Here is a 23,371-nt window from a genome sequence, read left to right as displayed (position 1 = left end):
GTTTATTCATTTTCAAGCAGCATCGTATCTATCTTCTCCTGAAAATCATCCCTGTACTGACGGAATGCCTCGGTATCAAACTTAGTATTGGGATCTTTGGGCATGGGCGGGCCAGTGAGGAGCTGCGCGTACAAGCGGTCAGTTTCTTGGGATAGCGGTGCCCATACTTTCTTCACATCGTCATATTCAGCACCCAGGCCTGCGATGTAGCTGTCGGATTCTTTCTTGTGGGCCATCGCAACAGCTAACCGCTCCATGGTTGCCTGAATATCCATCTTTTCGCCGACACTGTTCTTCCCGTTCTTGGAATAATAATGGAACTCAGCGAAGCCTTTGTTCCACACATCGACAATGATAAAGTTGACCAATTCATCCAGCACCGTCAGGGGCGGTAACGTCACAGCAGGAACCGGTGCTTTGAACTTGCTGCGGAGATGGTCAAATTCGGCTTTCTCCACTGCTTCCATAGCCCTGAAGATTTTGTTATCTGCAATTAGAACAATAACCTCATTGTACATATTCGACCGTTTTTCACCCTGAAGCAGTACCGCATCCACCTTTGCCCCATTGTCATCTGTATACTCTGTAGATTCAATGACCTTGGGTCTAAGCACTTTAAGCTCTGGCTCCGTCTCCGTCAATTGGGCTTCTTTGAACAAAGCCTGCACACCGGGATGGAGATGTTCAGCCACAAATTTCTTTTTCGCCGCCACATCCGAATTGTTCACATATGTAATGATGTAGTCCAGAGCCAGCTTCTCCGCAGCCGTAGGCTCTGCCTTAGGTGCTTCAGTAGGAGTAGTTGTCGGGGCAGGAGTAATCTCTGCCGTAGGTTGAACAGTTGCAGCGACAGTGGGTGCAGCAGCAGTCGGAGTGTTATCAGGCTTCGCTGTATTGGCGTCCGAAGCGCAACCCGACAGCACAGCACAAGCCACAGTAAGGCTGAGCACCAGTTTGTTGTTCAATTGGTATTCCTCCTTCAAGAAATTGGATGTTCCAAGACCTATTCTTTCTATACCCATCCAATAACCACTTAAAGCTCATGTTAATTGAAGTTTTGCTGAACAAACGAACGCAGCGCAGCGTACGTGAGTGGTGTTTAGCGTGGAGGTTTGGGGTTTGGGGTTTGGGGTTTGGGGTTTGGGGTTTGGGGTTTGGGGTTTGGGGTTTGGGGTTTGGGGTTTGGGGTTTGGGGTTTGGGGTTTGGGGTTTGGGGTTTGGGGTTTGGGGTTTGGGGTTTGGATGTCCCAAAAAGAAGAAAAGCGCGAAGCTCTAAGCTTATTCGCGCTTTTTCTGCCGCTCCGCCCCACTGGGTAGGCCTGTTGTCTTTTTGAAGTTTAATCTTCTCTGGGGGAGGTTAGGACGGAACGGAGAGGAATTTTGGAACTGGAGGAGCGGTAGCGTTCGCCTTTAACTTCGGATTCCTACCGCTTTCAGCGGCTCCAATCAGGGAATCCGAAGTTAACAGCGGCCGGAAGTCCAAACATTCCGCGCAGTGCAGCTCCCCAACCTCCGGCACGCGCCACACTCCGACGCGCTTCCCACCCTACTTAACGTAAAAATAATCAATCAGCGTACACAGCAAGATCACCATACTGATCACCTGATTCAAATTATAAGAAGCCACCTTCATCAGCTTACGGTTGGCAGGCTTGATAATTTTGTGCTCCGTCATGAGCAGCACCGTAGCAATGCCGATGCCCACCAGATACAACCAGCCGAGATCACGCCAGAGGTACAGGAACAGCAGCAGCATAACCATAATGAAATGCAGCCCTTTCGAGATCCGCAGCGCATTCTCCAGGCCGAAGAAGCTCGGAATGGACCATAAGCCGTTCTTGCGGTCGAACTCAATGTCCTGAGTCCCGTAGATGATATCAAACCCGGCAATCCAGAGCATCACCACAGTTCCGATCACGAATGGTGTGAACGCAATATTCCCGGTGACCGCAAACCAGGCGCCAATCGGCGCCGAAGCAATCACAAAGCCCAGATACAGATGGCTCAGGAAGGTGAAACGCTTCGTATAAGAGTAAGATGAGATCAGTACAATGGCTACTGGGGACAGCACCAGACAGAGCAGGTTCAGCATCCCGGAAGCCACAATAAACAGGGCATAATTGATGATAATGAACAGAATGACTTCTTTCTCGGCGAGCAGACGCTGCGGCAGATGCCGGTGGGCGGTACGAGGATTGTTACCGTCGAAGGTGCGGTCCACCAGACGATTAAACGCATTCGCCCCGTTGCGTGCCCCGATCAGCGCGATCAGTCCCCATAACATCATATGGCCGGAAGGCCAGCCGCCCGCCGCCCACACCATCGAGATGATGGCAAAAGGCAGGGAGAACAGCGTATGGGAGAACATCACCAGCTCGCTGAACATTTTCAGTTTAAGCGCCGTATGTTTAAAAGCATTAATGATAACCATAATGTTAGGCCTCTTTCTCAGTGGATCGCTTGCAGCACTTCATGGAGTGCATCCAGCAGGGCATCGATATTCCCGGAAGTGACAACAAGCGGCGGCTGGAAGGCAAGGACGTTGCGGCCTATGCCATTTTTGCCGATCAGGTATCCGCGGTCCTTCAGCTCTTCCAGCACATAGTCTGTCACAGCAGCGGCATCCTCAGTCTCGGAACCGGCCAGCTCGGCCCCCAGCATAAGTCCGCTGCCCCTTACATCGGTAATCAACGCAGGGTACCGCGCCTGGAGAGCAAGCAGGCCTTGCTTCAGCTGCCCGCCAAGCTCAGCCGCACGTTCCGCCAGCCGCTCATCACGGATGTAGTCCAGCACCGCCAGCGCCGTAGCCGCTGAGACCGGATTCCCTCCGAACGTCGAGGCGGAAGGCTTGTTCAGCGATGCCGCAATCTCATCCGTTGTGGAAAAGGCAGCGATGGGCACTCCGTTCCCCAGTGCCTTGGCCATGCTGATAATGTCCGGCACGACGCCGAAATGCTCCATCGCAAACATCGCTCCCGTCCGGCCGTAGCCGGTCTGGATTTCGTCGTCAATCAGCAGTACACCGTATTGCTCAAGCAGCGCCTTCACCTCACGGAAATAAGACAGCGCAGGCATGACGATCCCGCCGTTCCCCTGAATCGGCTCCACGATCATAGCAGCGATGGTGTCTCCCTGGGCAGCGAGTACTTCCTTCAAATTCTGGATGGACTGTGCCGCGGCTTCCTCCAGCGTCAATTCCGGATGATACGGGCGCTTAATGAACGCCACATCCTCATCAAGGTAGGCATCGGTTCTCCACATTTGCAGCCCGGTCACACTCATGGTGAGGTTGGTCCGGCCATGCAGGCCGGCCTCCAGCGCGATGAAGCCTTTGCGGCCCGTATGCATCCGCGCCAGCAGCAGTGCCCCTTCATTCGCCTCTGAGCCGCTGTTGACGAAGAATGTCCGGCGCAGCGTGCCCGGCAGCACTTCTTCCAGACGCTCCGCTAAGTCTACATTCGGCTGGGTCAGATAGATCGGCGAGGTGTGCTGCAATTGCTGCAGTTGTGCTATCGTACGTGAAGTAATAGCCGGATTACAGTGGCCGCAGGCAACCACAGAGACTCCCGCGAAGAAGTCGGTGTATTCCTTGCCTTTCTCATCGTAGACGTACTGCATGCTTCCGCGCACCAATTGCGGGGCATCCCGGTAAAAATGTGCGGTGCACGGGTAGAAATACTGCTTTCTTTTGGCAGCTACCGCTTCTCGTCCAATGATGACGCTCTGTTCCATGAAGTTCCCCTCGCTTTCAATAGCTGATGATTTAACAATAATGGCTAAGCAGGATGATCCCAAATGAGGCATACCTGTCTATTAGTTTGTGAAAAAAGGTACTTATAATTGCGCCATATGCCCTTATTATACTCGCAGCAGCGTTATTTTAAAATTGAATTATTAGCATTAGTTAAATTGCAGTGAACCGAGGGTGTACCCCGCATATACCGGCTTCAGTCCGCCCAGCAGATCATCCTCCGGCTTCGTTCCATCCATCGCAGCCTGATAAGCAGCAATAATAGTGCGCAGCTCCTCTATACTGTATGTCGCGCCTTCTATCCGGAAGCTGGCAATCCCCAGGCCGTTCATTTCACTAAGCATCGGGAGATAGCATAGCTCCTTGGCGAACAACAGATGGCAGCGGCCATATTGGTCACGGTAGACCGGGTTCTCGCCCTTGTCAGTCTTAAGCACCAGCACATCATTGCGGACATATTGATTGTCTTCTTCCCCGATCGGCTCCATCACCTCTGTATTCTCGAACAGATCATGCTCCATATACATCAGTGCGGGCGTTCCGTGCACCACAACCTCCAGCGGCAGGTCGCTGCGTGAGGTGAAGGAGGCGAAATGCTCCAGCGTCATCTCCGGTGAAACGGTCAGCCTGGTAAGGCCCAGTCCCGCATACAGCCCGGCAGACAGATGGTTGTAGACATTCAGATTAGCATCGCCAATCATCGGATAACCGGTCGCGCGGTAGCGGCGGATCGCCCCCAGGTTCGTAATGATCAGGCCGTCAATCGGCAGCCGCTCCCCGTTCAGCAGATGATCATACTGGTCGAAATGCAGCTCATTCATCATCCGCGGCAGGCCGAGATATAGCTTGGTATGACCTTTTACCGCTCCAAGGTCCTTAATATCCTGCTTCGTAAAAGGACGGTCCGGCTCAAACACATCGCCCGGCAGATACAAGCTGTCTACCCCCATCTCCAGTACGAGACGCGCCTGCTCCATATTATTCACACGTACTGACAGCTCAGGCTTGTTAACAGTGCTGCGTCTGTCTTCAGCCATTCGCCCGCGCAGCTCCGTCACCCGCTCTACAGACAGCTCACGTTCGGCAGTCGGCGTACTGAACACTTTGCCGGTGCTGTAGAACTTGCCTGTTCCCTCATAACGACGGTTGATATTCGATAGTCCCGGTTTGCCAAAAGCATACGCCGTGGAGAAATCGCGCTTACGGTTGTTATACAGCTCTTTGGAATCCTTGGTCCGGTCGAAGCCAAGCGGATCATCGATATAACGGTCAATCGCATCGCCGTAGCTGTTGGACAGCATCACCATGAATTCTTTATCGCGCATACGGCCTTCGATTTTGAAGGAAGTAATGCCGGATTCAATCAGCTCCGGAAGATGCTCATACATGAACATATCCTTCACCGCCAGCGGATATTCCGCAGGGAAGACATAGCCGTCACGTTTGATCCGGTAATCCCAGCGGCAAGGCTTCATGCATTTGCCCCGGTTGCTGCTCATTCCGAACACCTGGGAGCTGAAATAACAGTTCGCCCCGTGTACAGAGCACATATCGCCGTGGATGAAATATTCCAGCTCCATGCCGCTTCTTGCGCCCAGCAGCTTCGCGGTCTGCAGATCCATCTCGCGGGAGGTAACGACCCGGCTGACGCCCAGCTCCTTCAGCGCGTGGATCATCTCCAAATTATGCACATTCATCATGACGGAAGCATGAACCGGCAGATTCAGCCCCATCTCGCGGATCAATTCCAGCACCGCCATATCCTGCACGATCAGCGCATCCGGGCGGACCGTGTCCAGGAAGCTAAGGTACGCTCTGGCCTCTTCCACATCCTCTTCGCTGAACAGATTATTTACCGTGATATATACTTTTTTGTCCATACTATGGGCGATATTCAAGGCTTCGATAATCTCTTCATGACTCAAGTTATAGCCCTTGCGCATCATTCTCATGTTCAGCACCGGACCGCCGAAATACACCGCATCACACTTCGATTCAATGACAGCCTTGAAGATCTCGAAGGTTCCCGCAGGTGCCAATAACTCCACTTCTTTACCATTAAAATAACGTGCCATTTCCGTATCCCCCTAAATGTCTTACAATAATGCTACTGCAACTCCCAGTACAACGAACATAGCAACAAAAAGCGTATCCGCCGCGCCCCACCTGAGCCGGTGATACCGGCTGCGCGGCGCATCCATGCGGAAGCCCCGAGCTTCCATGGAATAGATCAGGTCCTGGGCGCGCCGGAACGCACTGGCGATGACCGGAACCAGCAGCGAGACAAGCATCCGCGCCTTCTCCTTCAGCGGCAGCTCCTTCAGATCCGCTCCGCGCGAGGCTTGCGCCTTCAGAATAATCTGCGCCTCATCGAGAATCGTCGGGATGAAGCGGAGCGCGATGCTGATCATCAGCGTAATCCGGTCCGGTGACAGCCTGAGCTTCTTCAGCGGGGCCAGCACTCCCTCCAGCCCCTGGTTCAGCTTGCCCGGCGTTGTCGTGAACGTCAGCAGCGCGGTGAAGGTCAGCAGGAACAGCATACGGATCACAGAGAATGCCCCCAGCCGAAGTCCACCCGCATGCAGAGAGAATGAGCCAAGCGACCATAGCACCTCCCCTTCCTTCACGGACAGCGCCTGTACAATGAAGATGAACAACATCAGATAACGCAAAGGCTTCGCAGCCTTAATGAAATATTTCAGTGGAATGCGGGTCGTCGCCATCACCACGATGGAGAAGAGCGCAACCAGTCCGATGGATATCCAGGAAGTGGACAGCAGGATGATAGCAACATAGAGCAGCATTCCGGTAATCTTGGACCGGGCATCCAGCTTATGTACCCATGAGCCCGTATCAATGCTGCGTCCCAGCAGCAGACGCTCATTCATGGCCATTCCCCATTTCTTCCGTGCCGGAGGTATTCAGCGTGCGGCGCTCTTCCAGCAAGGCCGCAAGCCGCCCCGCGAGGCCCTCGGCTGTAAGGAGCGGCTTCTCTCCGCTAAGGCCGAAGCGCTCGGCGGCAGCCTGCCAGTAACGCAGAGACTGCGGAACCCGCAGCCCGCAGCGCTCCAGAATCGCCGGATCAGCGGCCAGTTCGCCGCCGCTGCCCTGGAAGGCGAGCTCCCCCTCCCTCAGTAGGACCCAGTTGTCAGCATAAGGCAGCAGTTCATCCATCCGGTGCGTCACGATGATGATCGTCCGGCCCTGCTCGCGGCACAGCCGCTCCAGCAGCGCGATCAGCTCCGCCCGGCTTACCGGGTCCAGGGTGGCAGTCGGCTCGTCCAGCACGACAATGTCCGGGTCCATCGCCAGCACCGAGGCAATGGCTGCCTTGCGCATCTGTCCTCCGCTAAGCCGGAAGGGATTGCGCTCCAGCAGCGCCAGATCCAGTCCCATGTCTGTCATCGACTTGCGTGCCCGCTCCTTGGCCTCCTCCAGGCTGACTCCGAAGTTCAGCGGCCCGAAGCAGAGATCCTTCTCTACCGTATCTTCGAACATCTGCTGCTCCGGGAATTGAAAGACGAGGCCTACCCTCCGCCGCAGCGGAAGCAGCCTCGGTGATTTCTCCCCTGCAGTTATCGTTACATCCAGCACCTGCACCGTGCCTTCCGTCGGCTTAAGAATGCCGTTGAACAGCTGGAGCAATGTAGATTTACCGGAGCCGGTGGCTCCGGCAATGCCGGTCAGCGAACCCCTGGCAATCTCCAGATTAATCCCGTGCAGCGCCGTCTGCTTCCACATACTCCGGTCAGCATACGTATAGCTTACTTGCTGTAGTTGTATTGCCATAGTGTGTCTATAAGCTCCTTTTCGCTGGCGGGTACATCCACCGTAATTCCCCGGCTCTCCAGTTCACGGGCAAGCTGCCAAGTATAAGGCTCCCGCAAATGGCATTTCTCCAGCAGCTCTGCATCACGGAACAGCTCCGCAGGTGACACATCTGCCGCGATGCTACCCCCGTGCAGCGCCAGCACCCGGTCCGACGCCAGAATCTCATCAGCATCATGAGTAATCAGCAGAATCGTGTAGCTGCCTTCTGCTTGCATGTCGCGCAGAATCCCCATCAGCTCGTCGCGGCTGCCCTCGTCCAACATAGAAGAGGCCTCGTCAAAGATGACGATGCCTGGCTTCATAGCGAGAATCGAGGCGATGGCCACACGCTGCTTCTGCCCGCCTGACAGCTCTCCGGGATGCTTGGACAGCAGATGGCTGATCCCGAGCTTACCGGTATAGAATTCAAGCCGCTCCTTCATCTCTTCGTAGGGCAGGCACAGACCCTCCAGGCCGAAGAGAATATCTTCTTCCACCGTCTGACCGATGAACTGGTTATCGGGGTTCTGGAAGACCATTCCGATGCATTGCCGGATGGACTGAATCGTCTCTTCCTGCAGCGTATGTCCGCAGACAGAGATATGGCCGGCACTCTTCGGAAGCAGCGCATTCAGCAGCTTGACCAGGGTCGATTTTCCGCAGCCGTTAGGCCCCACAATGCTCACCCATTGACCCTGCGGGATCGACACGTTGATATCATGGAGAATCGGATGCTCCGGGTCATAGCCGAAGGATACGCCCTCAAGGGCAATGACTGCTGGCTTCTCACCAGCTTTTATATCGTTGTACGCTTGATTCATGTTACTCATCCTTCCGCAGCTAGTGACCCGGTCCGTTCAGGAACTCTTCAAATAAGGATATTTTGGATAGCGAGTCAACCACATACCGGACGGCGAAGCCGACAGCAATGCCTGTAATAATGCCTGTGATCAGAAGAACCGGCAGGTAATAGAAAATACTTGTTGAATTGAATACGAATGAGGCTGCGAGCAGCTGTCCCGTATTATGAGCCAATCCGCCCGCAATACTGATGCCGATGACACTGAACTTTCTGCGGCCAAGCTTCACCAGCGCGAACATCACAATGAAGCTGAACAGGGAGCCGAACAGGCTGAACAGCAGGCTGGATAGCGTACCAAGCAGGAAGGCGGTCAGCAATGTCTTGAGGATCACCAGAACCAGGACATCGCGTCCGCGCAAAAAGTAAATACAGGTCAAAATCATTATATTGGCGAAACCCAGCTTCGCCCCGGGCATCAGCCCCACTCCAGCCAGCGGGATCTGTGCCTCCACAATACTCAGCACCACAGCAACGGCAGCGAATATAGCAATAATTACGGTCCGCTTCAGCGCTGTAGCCGATTCACTACTGGACATAGCCATCTACTTCATCCTCCCCGGCCGCACTTGCAATCTCAACCAATACCCGGTGTGGAAGGCATACGATGGTCTGCTTGGGCAGCGTGATGAATCCGAAGCCGAGGCAGACCTTATCCGGGCAATCCGCATCGAACATCTCAACCCCGTAATCATGCACCTTCAGAATGTTATAGCCCCGCTCGGTGCGGACCTCAATAGTCTGCTCTTCTTTGGTTAGGGTTATCGTTTTGAATAACTTACCATCTACTGTTATATTGGCCTTGAGTTCTTTGCCTGGCCCACCTTTATCAGCATCGTTTGACAGCCATCTTGGCACGAGAAAGGCGAGCGCAGCAATCAGAACGATAGAAATCAGCAGCACATCTGCGCGTTTCATAGAAATCTCCCTTATTTTTTAATTAAAATCCAGACTTAATAATTATAACGGTCTGCCCTCAATCCTTCAATGAATGTAGTCGTTAATTGTCGCATTTCCATCGCAGTTCACAAAATAGGCACGCAAAGCCGAAGCGGAACCTCCATAAACTGGATAGTATCCGCTTCGGCAAGGAATATAAGGATATGCTTTCATCTAAAGTGTTACCCCGCTTGGACAGGCTGAGCATCCTTGCGGGCTTCCGGCTTCTCTCCGAAGTAATCCAGGAACAATCCGGCGAATTCAGGGTCCCATTGACTGCCCCTGCCCTGCTCCAGAATGCCCAGCGCCCGTTCGTGGTCCATCCCTTTCCGGTAAGGCCGGTCGGACGTCATCGCATCATAGGCGTCCGCTACCGCGATAATCCGGCCGTGCAAGGGTATATTCGTACCGGCAAGACCATCCGGGTAGCCGAGGCCGTCATAACGCTCATGATGCGAGCGGACGCCGCCCAGATAGGGTGCCATTTTGTCCGCCGGTTCAATCTGCCGCAGAATATTCTCCCCCAGCACAGTATGGCTCTGAATCTGAAGGAACTCCTCATCCGTAAGGGCTTCTTCCTTGAACAGGACGCTGTCTCTCACCCCGATCTTGCCGATATCATGCAGCAGGGCTGACTTGCGCAGATCATCCAGCTCCTGCCCGCTCAGTCCGGCCAGCTGTCCGATAATCACCGAATACTCCGCTACACGGAGCGAATGTCCTGCCGTATAAGAATCGCGGGCATCCAGTGCCACGGCAAGGGTGGAGAAGTAGCTGTCCAGCAGCTGGCGGCTCTGCTGCTCCCGTGCCTGAAGCCCGCGGACCATCATGTTAAAGCCTGCCACCAGCTTCGAGAACTCATCGGAGTACTCATCCTGCACCTGGACCAGATTGCCGTCCTTCACCTGGTTCATCGCCTGATACAGCTCATGGATCGGATACTGTACGCTATTCGTCAGCAGCCAGGCCGCAATGGAGGAGAACAGCGTACCGATCAGCAGCACCATCCCCGCCCAGGCCCAATAGCTCTGAAGTCCTACGACGACTATCGAATTCCCCTCACCATTCATACGGATATGTGTCGCCATAATAAACAGGAACAGCGGGAAGGTGCCGATCAGCATACAGCTCACCAGGAATTTGGGGCGTATCGGCACGAACACATGGCCCTCCAGGGAAAAATCCACGCTATACTGCTCCAGCGCACGGTTCCTGAACTCCTTAATCAGCGGAATAATGGAGGTGCAGGTCAGGAAGAATTCAATCAGGGAATGCATACAGGCCACAAGCACAGCGCAGCACATGGCCAGGATCAGATAGAAGTAAGGGAACGTAACCCAGCCGGCACGGATCATCCAGAAGGTCAGCAGCAGAGCCGGAACGGATAATCCGAGCAGATGCGGCCCCATAATCCGCTGAACGGCCCGTTTGGGCAGCTGGTGCGTGTGCAGATATGCTTCTTCCAGCATCGATAGCGCAGCATTCTCCTGAACCAGTGCAGCCCGTATAGGTCTGATCTGTCTGAGAAAAATAGTAATCTCTATGGACGCCATAATCACAAAGGAACAAAGAAGCACCAGCAGGAGCCGGTAATATTCAACCCGGCTGATCTCCAGGGAAGATAACATAAGCAGACTCCCGACTGCCAGTACCGCTACAGCTGAGCTGAAGATGTAGTTCCGGATCTGTTTCTTTAAAAAAATTCTGTATAGTTCCATCTGTCCCCTCATTCCCGTCCCGGCCGCAGCCCAATATACAGTTGCATATATATGATCCCCGTGTTATAATAAAATAATATTTGTTTTCGAGTATGTTTATCCCCATCAAGAAGATGTCAGGCCGATGAATCACTTCTTTATATTATCGGCGGTTTGGACACAATATCTTACGTTTTCTTGCAGTACTTTTCCTTTTTATGAGACTAAATTCGAACATAGCATTCCGATTCACACTGGCGCGGCCACGGAGCCGCAAGGACAAAAGAGAGGTAGGGCTTTTGTCGTATTGGAAGGATTTCTCTCGCCACACGGCTGCTGGAAATAACAAGGAATAACGACACCCGTTTCGCTCACAAACGGCGGGGGATTTATATACCGATAAGACATGGCTGGCTGCTTCTCTGTTCTTCAGGGAAAGGCCCCATGTGTGGAACATAATTAGCGCCCGATAACCGCTGTCTGCGGATATCGGGCGCGTCTACGTTCTAGGGGTTTTTATCTTACAGATTCAGCGGCAGCCGGGCTGTGTGTACATAGCGTTCTACGAATTCGCCTACTGTGCGGATGTATGTGCTTTTATCCGTATCATAGGACAGGCCATGCCCTGCTCCATGCACCACCAGTTGCTCCTTCGGACTCCGGCAGGCCTCATACAGCTCATTCATCATCGCATAAGGCACGAACTTATCCGCATCTCCGTGGATGAACAGAATCGGCACCTGGGCCTTGCGTACCTGCTTCAGCGCAGACGCCTCCCCGAAGGAATAACCAGCCTTCATCCGGGTCACCAGACTGGCCACCGGCACAAACGGGAAGCTGGGCAGATGGTACATCCGCTTCAGCTGATAGGACAGCTGCGCCTTAACCGAGGTATAGCCGCAATCGGCGACAATCACCTTGACCTGCGGAGGAAGCTCCTCACCGGACGTCATCAGTACCGTGGCTCCACCCATAGATACACCATGCAGCACGATTTGCGCGTCCGGACCGTTCTCCTGCAGGACAAATCCGATCCATTTCAGATAATCCCGGCGCTCCGGCCAGCCAAAGCCGATATAATCCCCTTCGCTCCGCCCGTGTCCTCTGGCATCAGGCAGCAGCACATTGTACCCCAGATTCTCATAATAGTTCTTAGCGGTCGCCCCCATATCCTTGGCCTTCCCGGAATACCCGTGGGCAACAATGACCGTCCGGCCGGCAGCACGCTCTGACGCCAGATAATAGCCTTGCAGCTTGAGTCCATCCTCAGACACCAGCTCCACCTCACGGAAGGTCTGCCGGGACACCCACTCCGCCCCTTCTCCCCACGAGGCTCCAGCCACCGGCGGCGGATCGATCTTAAGGTCTGGGGTCTTGGCCAGGAATTCCTTAGGGGCCCGCTTAATGGCTACTCCATAAAAATAGAATCCGGCATATCCCACCCCTGCGGCCACCACGATCAGCACCACAAGCAGGGTTATCATCCACATCAACGTTCCTCCTTCAGTAAGCAACCATTCCAGCCAGGGAATAGGATCTTTTGCTTAGTGTAATTTGAGCCTAGTATAGCACGGGAGTACGGCTAACTGAAAATACAGCCGGGGCTAAGGCAAGATTCAGCATGAATGGATGGAGTATGAATTACGACGACGCTTAGGAGCACGCTCCGCAAACGGAACGTTGTTCCAATCGCTCTTGTATCCAGATTTTTTTACATTCCCCTAATCGGTGAAAATCCGGATACAAAGGCGACCGCTCCGCTTCTCCACAATCATTCCGCCCGCTCCGCTGTTTAAGTGTAGGAGTATCAAATGAAAAAAGAGCTGCTCCAGGAGAACTTCATCTCCGAAAGCAGCCCTTGTCAAATTACAGGGTCATCGTTTGTCTATATAAATCTCAGTTCCGGTGATTCACTTACGTTTGCTGTTTCTGGTGGTTCTTCTAAGAATCAAGCCCAGACCAGCGAGTGCCAAACCAGCAAAATAATAAGGAGCAGGACTGGATTCGCCCGTCTTCGGCAGCATTCCATCCACAGGCACACTGCCTAGAGGAACCTCATCATCAATAATGACTACATCGGGTGCCGGTTCCGCTGAAGGCGTTGGCTCCGGTGTTGCTACTATTGGCGCAACCGCAACAGCCGGTGTCGGCGTTGGGTCTGGTATTGTTGTAGCTATTGGAGCTACTACAGGTCCCAGCGGCAGTGGATCATCATTCACGGCCACATCATTGCTCACGATAAATCCAATTATCGGAGTCGGCGTAGGCACTGGAGGGAAACTGGACGGCGGCGATGTTGGCGCTGGCGTTGGTTCTACCGTCGGTGTCGGTGTCGGTGTCGGCGTTGGTTCTACCGTCGGTGTTGGTGTCGGCGTCGGTGTCGGCGTTGGTTCTACCGTCGGTGTTGGTGTCGGCGTCGGTGTCGGCGTTGGTTCTACCGTCGGTGTTGGTGTCGGCGTCGGTGTCGGCGTTGGTTCTACCGTCGGTGTTGGTGTCGGCGTCGGTGTCGGCGTTGGTTCTACCGTCGGTGTTGGTGTCGGCGTCGGTGTCGGCGTTGGTTCTACCGTCGGTGTTGGTGTCGGCGTCGGTGTCGGCGTTGGTTCTACCGTCGGTGTTGGTGTCGGCGTCGGTGTCGGCGTTGGTTCTACCGTCGGTGTTGGTGTCGGTGTTGGTTCCACCGTCGGTGTTGGTGTCGGCGTCGGCGTTGGTTCTACCGTCGGTGTTGGTGTCGGTGTCGGCGTTGGCGTCGGCGTTGGTTCTACCGTCGGTGTTGGTGTCGGTGTCGGCGTTGGTTCTACCGTCGGTGTTGGTTCTACCGTCGGTGTTGGTGTCGGTGTTGGTTCCACCGTCGGTGTTGGTGTCGGCGTCGGCGTCGGCGTTGGTTCTACCGTCGGTGTTGGTGTCGGCGTCGGCGTTGGTTCTACCGTCGGTGTTGGTGTCGGTGTCGGCGTTGGTTCTACCGTCGGTGTTGGTGTCGGCGTTGGCGTCGGCGTTGGTTCTACCGTCGGTGTTGGTGTCGGTGTCGGCGTTGGTTCTACCGTCGGTGTTGGTGTCGGCGTTGGCGTCGGCGTTGGTTCTACCGTCGGTGTTGGTGTCGGTGTCGGCGTTGGTTCTACCGTCGGTGTTGGTGTCGGCGTTGGCGTCGGTGTCGGTGTCGGTGTCGGCGTTGGTGTCGGCTCTACCGTCGGCGTTGGTGTCGGCACTGCTGTCGGCGTTGGTGTCGGTTCTACCGTTGGTGTTGGTGTCGGCACTGCTGTCGGTGTTGGTGTCGGCTCAACTGTCGGCGTTGGTGTCGGCTCTACCGTCGGCGTTGGTGTCGGCACTTCTGTCGGCGTTGGTGTCGGTACCACTGTTGGCGTTGGTGTCGGTACCGCTGTTGGCGTTGGTGTTGGCACCGCTGTTGGCGTTGGTGTCGGTACTGCCGTTGGTGTTGGTGTTGGCACCGCTGTTGGCGTTGGTGTTGGCACCGCTGTTGGCGTTGGTGTCGGTACCGCTGTTGGCGTTGGTGTTGGCTCTGCCGTTGGCGTTGGTGTTGGCACCGCTGTTGGCGTTGGTGTTGGCACCGCTGTTGGCGTTGGTGTTGGCACCGCTGTTGGCGTTGGTGTTGGCACCGCTGTTGGCGTTGGTGTTGGCTTCACTGTCGGTGTTGGCGTTGGCTTCACGGTTGGTGTTGGCGTCGGCTTCACTGTCGGCGTTGGCGTCGGCTTCACTGTCGGTGTTGGCGTCGGCTTCACTGTCGGCGTTGGCTTCACGGTTGGTGTTGGCGTCGGCTTCACGGTTGGTGTTGGCGTCGGCTTCACTGTCGGCGTTGGCTTCACTGTCGGCGTTGGCGTCGGCTTCACGGTTGGTGTTGGCGTCGGCTTCACGGTTGGTGTTGGCGTCGGCTTCACTGTCGGCGTTGGCTTCACTGTCGGCGTTGGCGTCGGCTTCACGGTTGGTGTTGGCGTTGGCTTCACGGTTGGTGTTGGCGTCGGCTTCACGGTTGGTGTTGGCGTTGGCTTCACGGTTGGTGTTGGCGTTGGCTTCACGGTTGGTGTTGGCGTCGGCTTCACTGTCGGTGTTGGCGTCGGCTTCACAGTCGGCGTTGGCGTCGGCTTCACGGTTGGTGTCGGCTTTGGAGTTGGAGTGCACACAGGTGTAGGTGACGGTTTTATGGTCGGTGTAGGCTTCACTGTCGGTGTTGGCGTTACCGTTGGTGTAGGCTTCACAGTCGGTGTCGGCGTTACCGTCGGTGTTGGTTTTACTGTCGGTGTTGGTGTTACCGTCGGTGTTGGCTTCACAGTCGGTGTCGGCGTTACCGTCGGTGTAGGCTTCACAGTTGGTGTCGGTGATGGACTAGGGGTCGGCGTTGCGGTCGGCGTCGGACTCGGCGGCGGCCCCTCTCCCTCGTACATCCCAAGGTGCATCTCAACCCCGCCGCGAAAAGATTTTGCAATCAGGGTCCCGTAAAGCTCTGCTCCGGCATAATGAACATCCGCTCTAGGTGCGAGGATCGTCCCGTAGAATGAGGTATAAGCGATATTCACCTCAGAGGCTTCGTAAAAGTTGAACAATACTTGACTGGCTCTGCCGTCCTTCATTGAAAAGCTCGGCACATTGACTGTAGGCCCGCTTATATTAATAATCAGCGTAGCGTTCTGGGCAATGTTGAACTGAATATAATTCGTACTCGCCAGTGTCGCGGCATCCAGATGAACCACATTGAAGCGATCTGGTGCATTTATCGTAAGCTGTCCATAATGATTATTGCCAATCTCATTCGTGTCGGCCAAGGCCCCATACTCTGTGGAACGCGAGATTAGAAACTCCCGCTCGGCTGCAAAATCAATCGGGCTGGCATTTTTCTTCCCGCCTCTAATGTTGACACCAGGCTCATTGGCTGTAAAGCTATCCCCAAATACCACATTTCCATAGATCTCTCCACTGCCTGAATGTACAAAATTCTTACCGGCCACAAGTACATCCGTCGGCGCAGCACCACTGTATGCTCTTGCTACTCCGTAACCTCCGGAGAGGGTAATGTTCCCTGCCGCTGCCAGGCGGCCCTCAATCTGATCATTGCTCTGTGCAAAATCCCCGAGGATAAAAGCATTAAAATTCCCTGCGACTCCTAAAACCGGTGTTGGCGTATACGGCACCCCTGAAGCTGCTCTAACATCCGTCCCCCACGTAAAAGCACTGGATAAGGTCAATAGGCCAGCCATAATGATGGCGGCTGTTTTACGCACTCTTTTTTTCAATAGTCCACACCTCCTAGTTACTATTCTATGAATCTGTCACGCAACTATAACAACAAAAAGACCGCCACGAAGGGTTAGCTTCACGGCGGCCGGACGACCCTAGCCTCAACTTTAGAGACAGTAGATTCCTGACTTTGCGTCCCGTTCTTTCGATACGGTTTGCGTTTGTACATGATTTCGGTATGAAATTGAGATTTGCTTATGTAAATTCGTTGTTGAGTCTATGACATTTGTTACTTTTGTACTATTTTAGTTTATCCGCTCCCCCACCCTGTTGTCAATCCATTCCCAGTATATTTTTTGAAATTATTTTTTGCGAAGGTTCCTCTTTGATCCCTTGTACCATAAGGGTTAAGGGACGAGTCTCTTTTTTATCTATTGACGAAAAAAGTCGAGAAATCAGAGAATTGGCTGTAGCCGTTTATCCCGCTTTTCTATAATTATATCAATTTATATTATTAAAATTTGATGCATTTGTCCTATTTTTATCACCCGAAGCCCATCTCCCCTCCCATTTCGCTTCTGTTCAATGTAATCCCCCCTATTTATGGGAATCTTAGCCCCGAAAAAAAGTGCCGCCCATAAGGACGACACCTGCTAATAGAATTCATATATTTTGAATAAAATGTCGCCTAGGCGGACCCAAACAGCTGAATCCAGCCAATCATTGATACCCAGAGCGGAACACTTAGAATGATCCCGAATACTAAACCACGGCGGAGACTTCCTTCATGACTCATTGCCATTCTCCTTTGAGCTGATTTATTTTTCAATCTTTAATATTTCAATTTTAATATAAAATAATTCATTTGATTTTATTGTGAAAAATGTCACATTATTTGAGTTAATTTATAAAACCCATTGATTATTTTTTGAAGGATGAGTTACAATGCGAATATACGTTCTCTTTGAGGGGTTGAGAGGGATGCATAGAGCAGAGAGCCAGGATAACCTGCTGGTCAAATCCTATATTTTGCTGCCGCTTATTCTATCCGCCTTCGAGCGCGATGCTTCTGCTATATCCTCAGAGCTTCGCACGCCTGCGCCTTATCTGGAGGTCATCCAGAGGGCAGTCCATGCCGTTTCTGCCGATCTGCGGGAGGTCCGTGCCGGGATGCGCGCCCGTGGTCTGAGGGTCTATGAACAGAATCGGCTGGAGGCGGGTGTTGAAGCCAAATTCGTCTGCAGGGGTTATCACGAGCGGATGCTGCTGCTGGATGACGTGATTGCCGCCCAGGCCACTCTGCATATGCACAGGTATCTGGGTATGGAGAAGACGGCGCAGGGCGGCCCGAAGCAAGGATAACAAAGAAGCCTGCCGCAAGCGGCAGACTTCTGCATTAAATGATCACCCGGATGCAATTACATTAACAACGTCCAATACCCCAACGTGCCGCATATAACCACCACAGCTACCGGGTACAAGATTCTACGGCTGACCTGATCCCTGAACGCAAGAAACAAACAAAGCATACAAAGCCATGCAATTAGAAGGCTTCCCATCTATTATGCATACGCCCCTTCCCGGCATTCCTGCCCCTCTCCAGCGGTAGACCGCCTCAGAGCACAACTATCCTTATATATAGGAAGATTTCCCGCCGAATATCCCAATTATACCAGCCGGCAGCCAATCCGGAGCAATTTTTCTTCAAAATATCGTCAGGAAATTCACAATTCCTCTTCCAGCACAGGATATTCCCAGAACCCCAGACGTCCCTTGGCAGGTATGGGATGTACCAGCGGAACAACCTCCTCCAGCTTCCAGGCATACCTTCCTTCGGCATAATTGCCGAATACATATTCATTTCCACCCGGCCAGCCTTGCTGCGCAAGCCCCGGTGTCATTTCACAGCAATCCGCAATGCGGCTGACTGCAATGATCTTGCCGGTTGGCAGATTGTCCGCAGTGTAGCCGTGACGTGCAAGCAACGACTGGAACGGCTCCGTCCGGCAGATCGCTTTATTTACCTGCATCCCGGCATGAATAGCTAACTCCCCCCGGTGGGCGGTCCGCCAGGTCCGGGTTTCGATTTGTTTTTCTCCCAGCGCAATTAACGTGGCCCACGGCTGGCGAATGGTCAGGCATTTCATAGTTGTAGCTCGCCTCCTCTGTTGAATACCTTTTACTCAGAATTACTAAGGCCATCTATGAAAAAAAAAATTAGCTGCGTACGAGCATAATGTATGCTGTTTTTCGCATACATTCGGCCGTGCGCCATTAAAAAACGCGGTCCCCTGAACCGGAAGGCCGCGTTAAGCTTAATTCATAAGAATGCTGGTGAAGGGAATTGAACCCCCGGCCTACGCATTACGAGTGCGTTGCTCTACCCCTGAGCTACACCAGCTTACAGACTCTGAAGTCTGCCAAACAAAAAACATTATAACTCTTCCAGCGGAAAACGCAACCCCTTTTTCCTCTGGCGGCTGTGTCCTCAGCCGTGCATCAGCCCCAGCCCGCGGAAATAATCCAGCGCGAGCTTAGCGCTTGCAAGGGAGGATACCTCATAGGCCTCTTGCTCCACAATATAATAGAGAATTCCACTCTGCTCCGCGATCTCGAAGACGCTCTGGAAATCCACCTCTCCTTTTCCGAGATCGGTCTCCTCCTGGTTGGCTCCGAAATCCTTAATGTGGACCAGCGGAACACGTCCGGCGTACCTTGAAACATATTGAGCCGGGTTGGCTCCGCCTCTGTGTACCCAGCCCAGATCGAACTCTGCCAGCATCTGCTCCGCAGGAATCCGCTCCAGCCAGATATCGATGACCGCCTTGCCGTCAACCTCTGCGAATTCATAATCATGGTTGTGATAACCGTACTGCATCCCTGCCGCCCGGACCATCGCGGAAGCCTTCTCCAGGAATGGAATGATTCTTGTTACATCCTCTATGGAAGGGTTCTGCGGAAGCGGTGCCGATGGGGTGATCATATATTGCAGTCCGAGCTCTACACCATATTCAATCTCTTTGGCTAATGCCTGTTCCATCTTATCCAGACTGCTGAAGTCCAGACCTACATGCGCCGAAGGGGCAGCCAGGCCAAGTTCATCCAGCTTACGGCGCAGTTCCCCTGCAGATACACCGAAATAACCGGCGAATTCCACTGCCTGGTATCCCATCTCTGCCACCTTGCCCAGTGTACCGAGGAAATCGCGTTCCGTCTGGTCACGCAGTGTATACATTTGAATTCCGATCTGCTGTGCTGCTTCTGTCATGAAGAATCCGCTCCTTATCGGTTAATTCTGATTAGATACTATAGTGGTTACTCTCCCTGAAGCTTACGCTCCACGGATTCCAGCTTGCTGCGGCTGGTGGAGGTCTTGTCGCGCCGGTCGTCGATCTTGAGCGAGGTGGAGACTCTCTGCGCCCCGGCGGTGAACGGCGACTCATGCAGCGCTTCTACCGCAGCCAGAATCCGCGCTACCGGTCCCTCAATAATTGTACCCATAGAAGTTAGCTCATAGGTAATGCCCTCCACCGTCTCCAGCACGCGCTGCATCTCGGCCACATAACTGCTGAGGCTGGTGCTGCCTGTCCCAATCGGAATAACGGTCACTTCGCCAATTGCCATTGTGATCTCCCTCCTAATTATCTGTTGTTCCTGCCTCTTACTTATCCTCTTATTGTAACGCTTCGCCAAGCTTGCCACAAATCACCTGCCACCCCTCTCTATTCTATTAATATCCGTCAAAATAATTACCAGGATTAGACGCACTCTATTTATGGATTCTTTGTGGCGTATTTTCGGAGATTTTATGAAACATTCACGGCAGATTCGGAGGAAAGTTGTGGATTACCTGTGGACTAACTGTGGATCAGCTGTGAGTAAAAGCGCCGAACCCGCTCCCCGTGCGGGATTGCAAAAAAACATTTACAAACACAATATATTGCGGTAGCTTTAATAGATCACAACAAAATATAGTAGAAACGGGTGTTTCACCCCTTGTAATAGAGGTGCGACTTAATAGGGAAGCGCGGTGCAAAACCGCTGCGGTCCCGCCACTGTAACCGGATGCTCCCAGGGCGCGATGCCCCCAGGGCCGCATTCTCCGGCTAATTGCCACTAAGGGGCTGAATAAGCCCCCCGGGAAGGCACCGGAGGAGTTGCCGGAAGCCAGGAGACCTGCCTGTTTCGGTGGCACCGCTTAGACTCCTGCGAGGAACAGGGGAGGTGTCCGTATGCGGCCTGCCATAGCAGAGTTAGCCTTCCGTCAATCGGGCCATAGGCTGCCGATACCTGAGGACGATCGGGGATTATCTTCAGGTATCGGCTCTGCGGAATATACAAGAACGGGCGTAAGCTATTTGCCCCGTGTCTGCTCGTATGTTCCACCCAGACCACAGGCAAATTTCCGCTTACCGGATCTTTGCATCATGCATTCGGGCATTTCCGGCCTTCCCGGCCGGGGGTGCTTTTTTACTGATGTCCTGACCATTCTATCTATATTACATATTACGCTTACAATACCCGAGAGGAGAGAGTTATATAATGACACTGCTGGAGAAACGTTATAACGAAGGACAAGCTGCACAGGAGGATCTTTTGGAAGAGGTCATTCATCTGGGACGGGATATTATCGACAGCCGGGATCTGGATCTGCTGCGCGAGAACGCCAACCTGAACGGGGAGAGCTTCTCCGGCAAAATGAGCAAGTTCGGCAGTGAATACTCCAAATGGTATGCACGCAATTTCACCATGCCGCCACAGCTGGTACAGGCTACCCTGGATAATGTCGTCTATGTACATGACCTTGATCAATACGCCATTGGAACCACGAACTGCATCTTCATTCCGTTCGAACGGCTTCTCCGTGAAGGCTTCAACACCGGCAACGGCAGTGTACGGCCTCCTAACTCGATTATGACGGCGATGTCGCTGGTGGCGATTATTTTCCAGTCACAGCAGAATGCGCAGTACGGCGGCGTATCCGCCAATAAGCTGGATTATGACCTGGCCCCTTATGTTACCAAATCCTTCTCCAAGCTCTTCCGCAAAGGTCTGGAGTATTTCGAGGAGAATGCAGAGGGTTCTGCACTTGGGGAGATTACGATGAGCCGCAGCGATCTGGCTGAGCAGTATCCGCGCGCCTTCCGTTTTGCCCTGAAGGAGACGCAGAGCGAGACCCTGCAGGCCGCAGAGAGTATGGTACATAACCTGAATACGATGTCCAGCCGCTCCGGCGGCCAGATTCCTTTTACCAGCATCAACTACGGCACCTGCACCTCACCAGAGGGCCAGCTTGTGATCAGCTCGTTGCTAACGGCTACGATGAACGGACTGGGCAGCGGGGAGACACCGGTGTTCCCGATTCAGATTTTCAAATGCAAGCAAGGCATCAACCAGCAACCGGGTGATCCTAACTACGAGCTGTTCCTGAAGGCAGCCGAGTGCTCGGCGCGCAGATTATATCCGAACTTCGCCAATCTGGACGCTCCGCTGAACATGCAGTATTATGATCCGGCTGACCCGGATACCGAGTTCGCTACGATGGGCTGCCGGACCCGTGTACTCAGCGACCGCTTCGGACGCAACCACTGCTCCGGCAAAGGCAACCTGTCCTTCAACACGCTCAACCTGGTGCGTCTTGGACTGGCCCACGGCACGATAACCGGCCGCCGCCTCGCTGCTGACGAAGAAGGATTCTTCGACGACCTCAATCACTATATGGATATTGCACTGGACGGCCTGTTGCACCGCTTCCGTATCCAGGCTTCCCAGAAGGCCAAAGCCTCCGATTTCATGATGCGTGAAGGCGTCTGGGAAGGCGGCGAGCAGCTTGCCCCCGATGACAGCGTAGGCGAACTGCTGAAGCACGGCAGTCTGTCGCTGGGCTTCATTGGAATGGCTGAATGCATGAAAGCCATGTACGGCAAGCACCACGGCGAAGATATGGAGATTCACGCCAAGGCTGTTGCTATCGTCCGCCATATGCGTGAATATTGCGACCGCAAGAGCGAGGAGCTTAACCTCAATATCACCTTGTTTGCAACGCCGGCTGAAGGTCTCTCCGGCAAGTTCACGAAGATCGACCGCAAGGTGCTCGGCTCTATCCCTGGGGTAACCGACCGTGAATACTATACGAACTCGTTCCATATTCCGGTCTATCATGAACTGAGCGCAGCTAAGAAGATCAGCCTGGAAGCTCCGTTCCATGAACATTGCAACGCCGGAGCGATCTCCTATGTCGAGCTGAACGGCAATGCCCGGAGCAACCCGTCAGCCTTCGTCAAAATCATCAAATACGCGCTGGAGCAGGACATCAGCTACTTCAGTATTAACCATCCGATTGACCGCTGCTCCGGCTGCGGCTATGAAGGGGTTATCGGCACGAATTGCCCGACCTGCAATGCCCATGAGGATACCACCCATATCCGCCGTCTGCGCCGGGTTACCGGGTATCTGACCGGTGACTACCAGACCCGCTTCAATGCTGCCAAGCAAGCCGAAGTCCGGGACCGTGTTAAGCATCTATGAACATCTGCGGATATTACCCGGAGTCGATCAATGAAGGGGAAGGCCTGCGGGCCGTCCTCTTCTTCAGCGGCTGCCGCCACCGCTGCCCGGGCTGCTTCAACCCAAAGACCTGGAACTTTAATTACGGGGAGGTCTTTACCCCGGAGCGGCGGCGGGAGATTATAGAGGAAATTGCAGGCAATCCGCTGCTGGACGGCTTGACGCTTGCGGGAGGGGACCCTTTTTTCTCGGCTGAGGAGGCTGCAGACTTCATTCACGAGCTGCGCGCGGAGCTGCCGGACTTCCCAATCTGGATCTATACCGGCTATACGTACGAGGAGCTTACGGCTTCACCGGGCTCTGCGGAATGGAATCTGCTGGCCTTGTGCCAGGTCGTGATCGACGGACGGTTCGTCGAAGAGCTCAAAGACCTTACCCTCTCCTACCGGGGAAGCAGCAACCAGCGGATCATTGATATTCCGGCGAGTCTGGCGGGAGATAGGGTCGTACTGTGGGAGCCGGAGCTGAGCTTTCAAGGGGTATGAAATCCCCATACAAAAAGGCACTACACTCCCGCATTCGGGTAGTGTAGTGCCTTTTGATTGTACCGGGCGGCAAATGGAG

At 53.8% G+C, this 23,371-nt stretch carries 18 protein-coding genes, 1 tRNA gene and 2 riboswitches; of the genes, 3 read left to right on the top strand and 16 right to left on the bottom strand.

Annotated elements, in window-relative coordinates:
* Window positions 1–2 precede the first annotated feature (2 nt).
* From MKZ07_RS26065 to MKZ07_RS26010, 12 genes are all read right to left on the bottom strand, one after another.
* A complete protein-coding gene (locus MKZ07_RS26065) occupies window positions 3–965 on the bottom strand; it encodes a hypothetical protein (protein WP_156949632.1) in 963 nt (320 codons plus the stop codon).
* A gap of 581 nt (window positions 966–1,546) precedes the next feature.
* Window positions 1,547–2,431, bottom strand: a complete 885-nt coding sequence (locus MKZ07_RS26060; protein ID WP_341028512.1) for a UbiA-like polyprenyltransferase — start codon at window positions 2,429–2,431, stop codon at window positions 1,547–1,549.
* Window positions 2,432–2,448: 17 nt separating this feature from the next.
* The gene (locus MKZ07_RS26055) at window positions 2,449–3,732 is read right to left on the bottom strand and encodes an aspartate aminotransferase family protein (protein ID WP_341028511.1); all 1,284 of its coding nucleotides are present in this window, start codon (window positions 3,730–3,732) and stop codon (window positions 2,449–2,451) included.
* 168 nt (window positions 3,733–3,900) lie between these two features.
* On the bottom strand, window positions 3,901–5,826 hold the full coding sequence (locus tag MKZ07_RS26050; protein ID WP_341028509.1) for a peptidase U32 family protein: 1,926 nt from the start codon (window positions 5,824–5,826) through the stop codon (window positions 3,901–3,903).
* Between the two features lie 21 nt (window positions 5,827–5,847).
* A complete protein-coding gene (locus MKZ07_RS26045) occupies window positions 5,848–6,639 on the bottom strand; it encodes an energy-coupling factor transporter transmembrane component T family protein (RefSeq protein WP_036700649.1) in 792 nt (263 codons plus the stop codon).
* A complete protein-coding gene (locus MKZ07_RS26040; RefSeq protein WP_341028506.1) occupies window positions 6,632–7,540 on the bottom strand; it encodes an energy-coupling factor transporter ATPase in 909 nt (302 codons plus the stop codon). The genes MKZ07_RS26045 and MKZ07_RS26040 overlap by 8 nt, the downstream gene beginning before the upstream one ends.
* Window positions 7,516–8,382 carry an ATP-binding cassette domain-containing protein gene (locus MKZ07_RS26035; RefSeq protein WP_341028505.1) on the bottom strand — a complete coding sequence of 289 codons (867 nt, stop codon included), beginning with the start codon at window positions 8,380–8,382 and terminating at the stop codon, window positions 7,516–7,518. The genes MKZ07_RS26040 and MKZ07_RS26035 overlap by 25 nt, the downstream gene beginning before the upstream one ends.
* Before the next feature lie 19 nt (window positions 8,383–8,401).
* Window positions 8,402–8,965 carry a Gx transporter family protein gene (locus tag MKZ07_RS26030; protein ID WP_036700635.1) on the bottom strand — a complete coding sequence of 188 codons (564 nt, stop codon included), beginning with the start codon at window positions 8,963–8,965 and terminating at the stop codon, window positions 8,402–8,404.
* Window positions 8,949–9,338, bottom strand: coding sequence for a NusG domain II-containing protein (locus MKZ07_RS26025; RefSeq protein WP_036700638.1), 390 nt, complete (start codon window positions 9,336–9,338; stop codon window positions 8,949–8,951). Before MKZ07_RS26025 ends, MKZ07_RS26030 begins: the two co-directional genes overlap by 17 nt.
* A 203-nt stretch (window positions 9,339–9,541) precedes the next feature.
* A complete protein-coding gene (locus tag MKZ07_RS26020; protein ID WP_036700639.1) occupies window positions 9,542–11,077 on the bottom strand; it encodes an HD domain-containing phosphohydrolase in 1,536 nt (511 codons plus the stop codon).
* A 500-nt stretch (window positions 11,078–11,577) separates the two neighbouring features.
* Window positions 11,578–12,540 carry an alpha/beta hydrolase gene (locus MKZ07_RS26015; protein WP_036700659.1) on the bottom strand — a complete coding sequence of 321 codons (963 nt, stop codon included), beginning with the start codon at window positions 12,538–12,540 and terminating at the stop codon, window positions 11,578–11,580.
* 426 nt (window positions 12,541–12,966) lie between these two features.
* Complete coding sequence (locus MKZ07_RS26010) at window positions 12,967–16,296, bottom strand: choice-of-anchor A family protein (protein WP_341028501.1); 3,330 nt, start codon at window positions 16,294–16,296, stop codon at window positions 12,967–12,969.
* 81 nt (window positions 16,297–16,377) lie between these two features.
* Window positions 16,378–16,470, bottom strand: a riboswitch (cyclic di-GMP riboswitch).
* Between the two features lie 751 nt (window positions 16,471–17,221).
* Between MKZ07_RS26010 and MKZ07_RS26005 the strand changes: the two genes are divergently transcribed.
* The gene (locus tag MKZ07_RS26005; RefSeq protein WP_051494113.1) at window positions 17,222–17,602 is read left to right on the top strand and encodes a hypothetical protein; all 381 of its coding nucleotides are present in this window, start codon (window positions 17,222–17,224) and stop codon (window positions 17,600–17,602) included.
* 362 nt (window positions 17,603–17,964) lie between these two features.
* Here the strand turns inward: MKZ07_RS26005 and MKZ07_RS26000 are convergent, their stop codons facing one another.
* From MKZ07_RS26000 to MKZ07_RS25985, 4 genes are all read right to left on the bottom strand, one after another.
* Window positions 17,965–18,387, bottom strand: a complete 423-nt coding sequence (locus MKZ07_RS26000; protein ID WP_076162415.1) for an ASCH domain-containing protein — start codon at window positions 18,385–18,387, stop codon at window positions 17,965–17,967.
* 182 nt (window positions 18,388–18,569) lie between these two features.
* Window positions 18,570–18,641 (bottom strand) — tRNA-Thr (locus MKZ07_RS25995).
* A gap of 87 nt (window positions 18,642–18,728) precedes the next feature.
* Window positions 18,729–19,508, bottom strand: coding sequence for a sugar phosphate isomerase/epimerase family protein (locus MKZ07_RS25990; protein ID WP_036702134.1), 780 nt, complete (start codon window positions 19,506–19,508; stop codon window positions 18,729–18,731).
* Window positions 19,509–19,555: 47 nt separating this feature from the next.
* A complete protein-coding gene (locus tag MKZ07_RS25985) occupies window positions 19,556–19,864 on the bottom strand; it encodes an MTH1187 family thiamine-binding protein (protein ID WP_036702132.1) in 309 nt (102 codons plus the stop codon).
* A 341-nt stretch (window positions 19,865–20,205) separates the two neighbouring features.
* Window positions 20,206–20,438, top strand: a riboswitch (cobalamin riboswitch).
* A 344-nt stretch (window positions 20,439–20,782) separates the two neighbouring features.
* On the opposite strand from MKZ07_RS25985, the gene MKZ07_RS25980 reads away from it, so the two are divergent.
* On the top strand, window positions 20,783–22,768 hold the full coding sequence (locus MKZ07_RS25980) for an anaerobic ribonucleoside triphosphate reductase (RefSeq protein ID WP_341028495.1): 1,986 nt from the start codon (window positions 20,783–20,785) through the stop codon (window positions 22,766–22,768).
* Entirely contained in the window at window positions 22,765–23,292 is a 528-nt protein-coding gene (gene nrdG, locus MKZ07_RS25975; RefSeq protein ID WP_036702129.1) for an anaerobic ribonucleoside-triphosphate reductase activating protein, read from the top strand. Before MKZ07_RS25980 ends, nrdG begins: the two co-directional genes overlap by 4 nt.
* Window positions 23,293–23,371 lie beyond the last annotated feature (79 nt).

It is taken from the genome of Paenibacillus sp. FSL P4-0338 (assembly GCF_038002365.1).
Taxonomy (GTDB): Bacteria; Bacillota; Bacilli; order Paenibacillales; family Paenibacillaceae; genus Paenibacillus_AQ.
The sequence above is the reverse complement of the archived record's forward strand: the minus strand, read 5'-3'. Positions and strand labels throughout refer to the sequence as shown.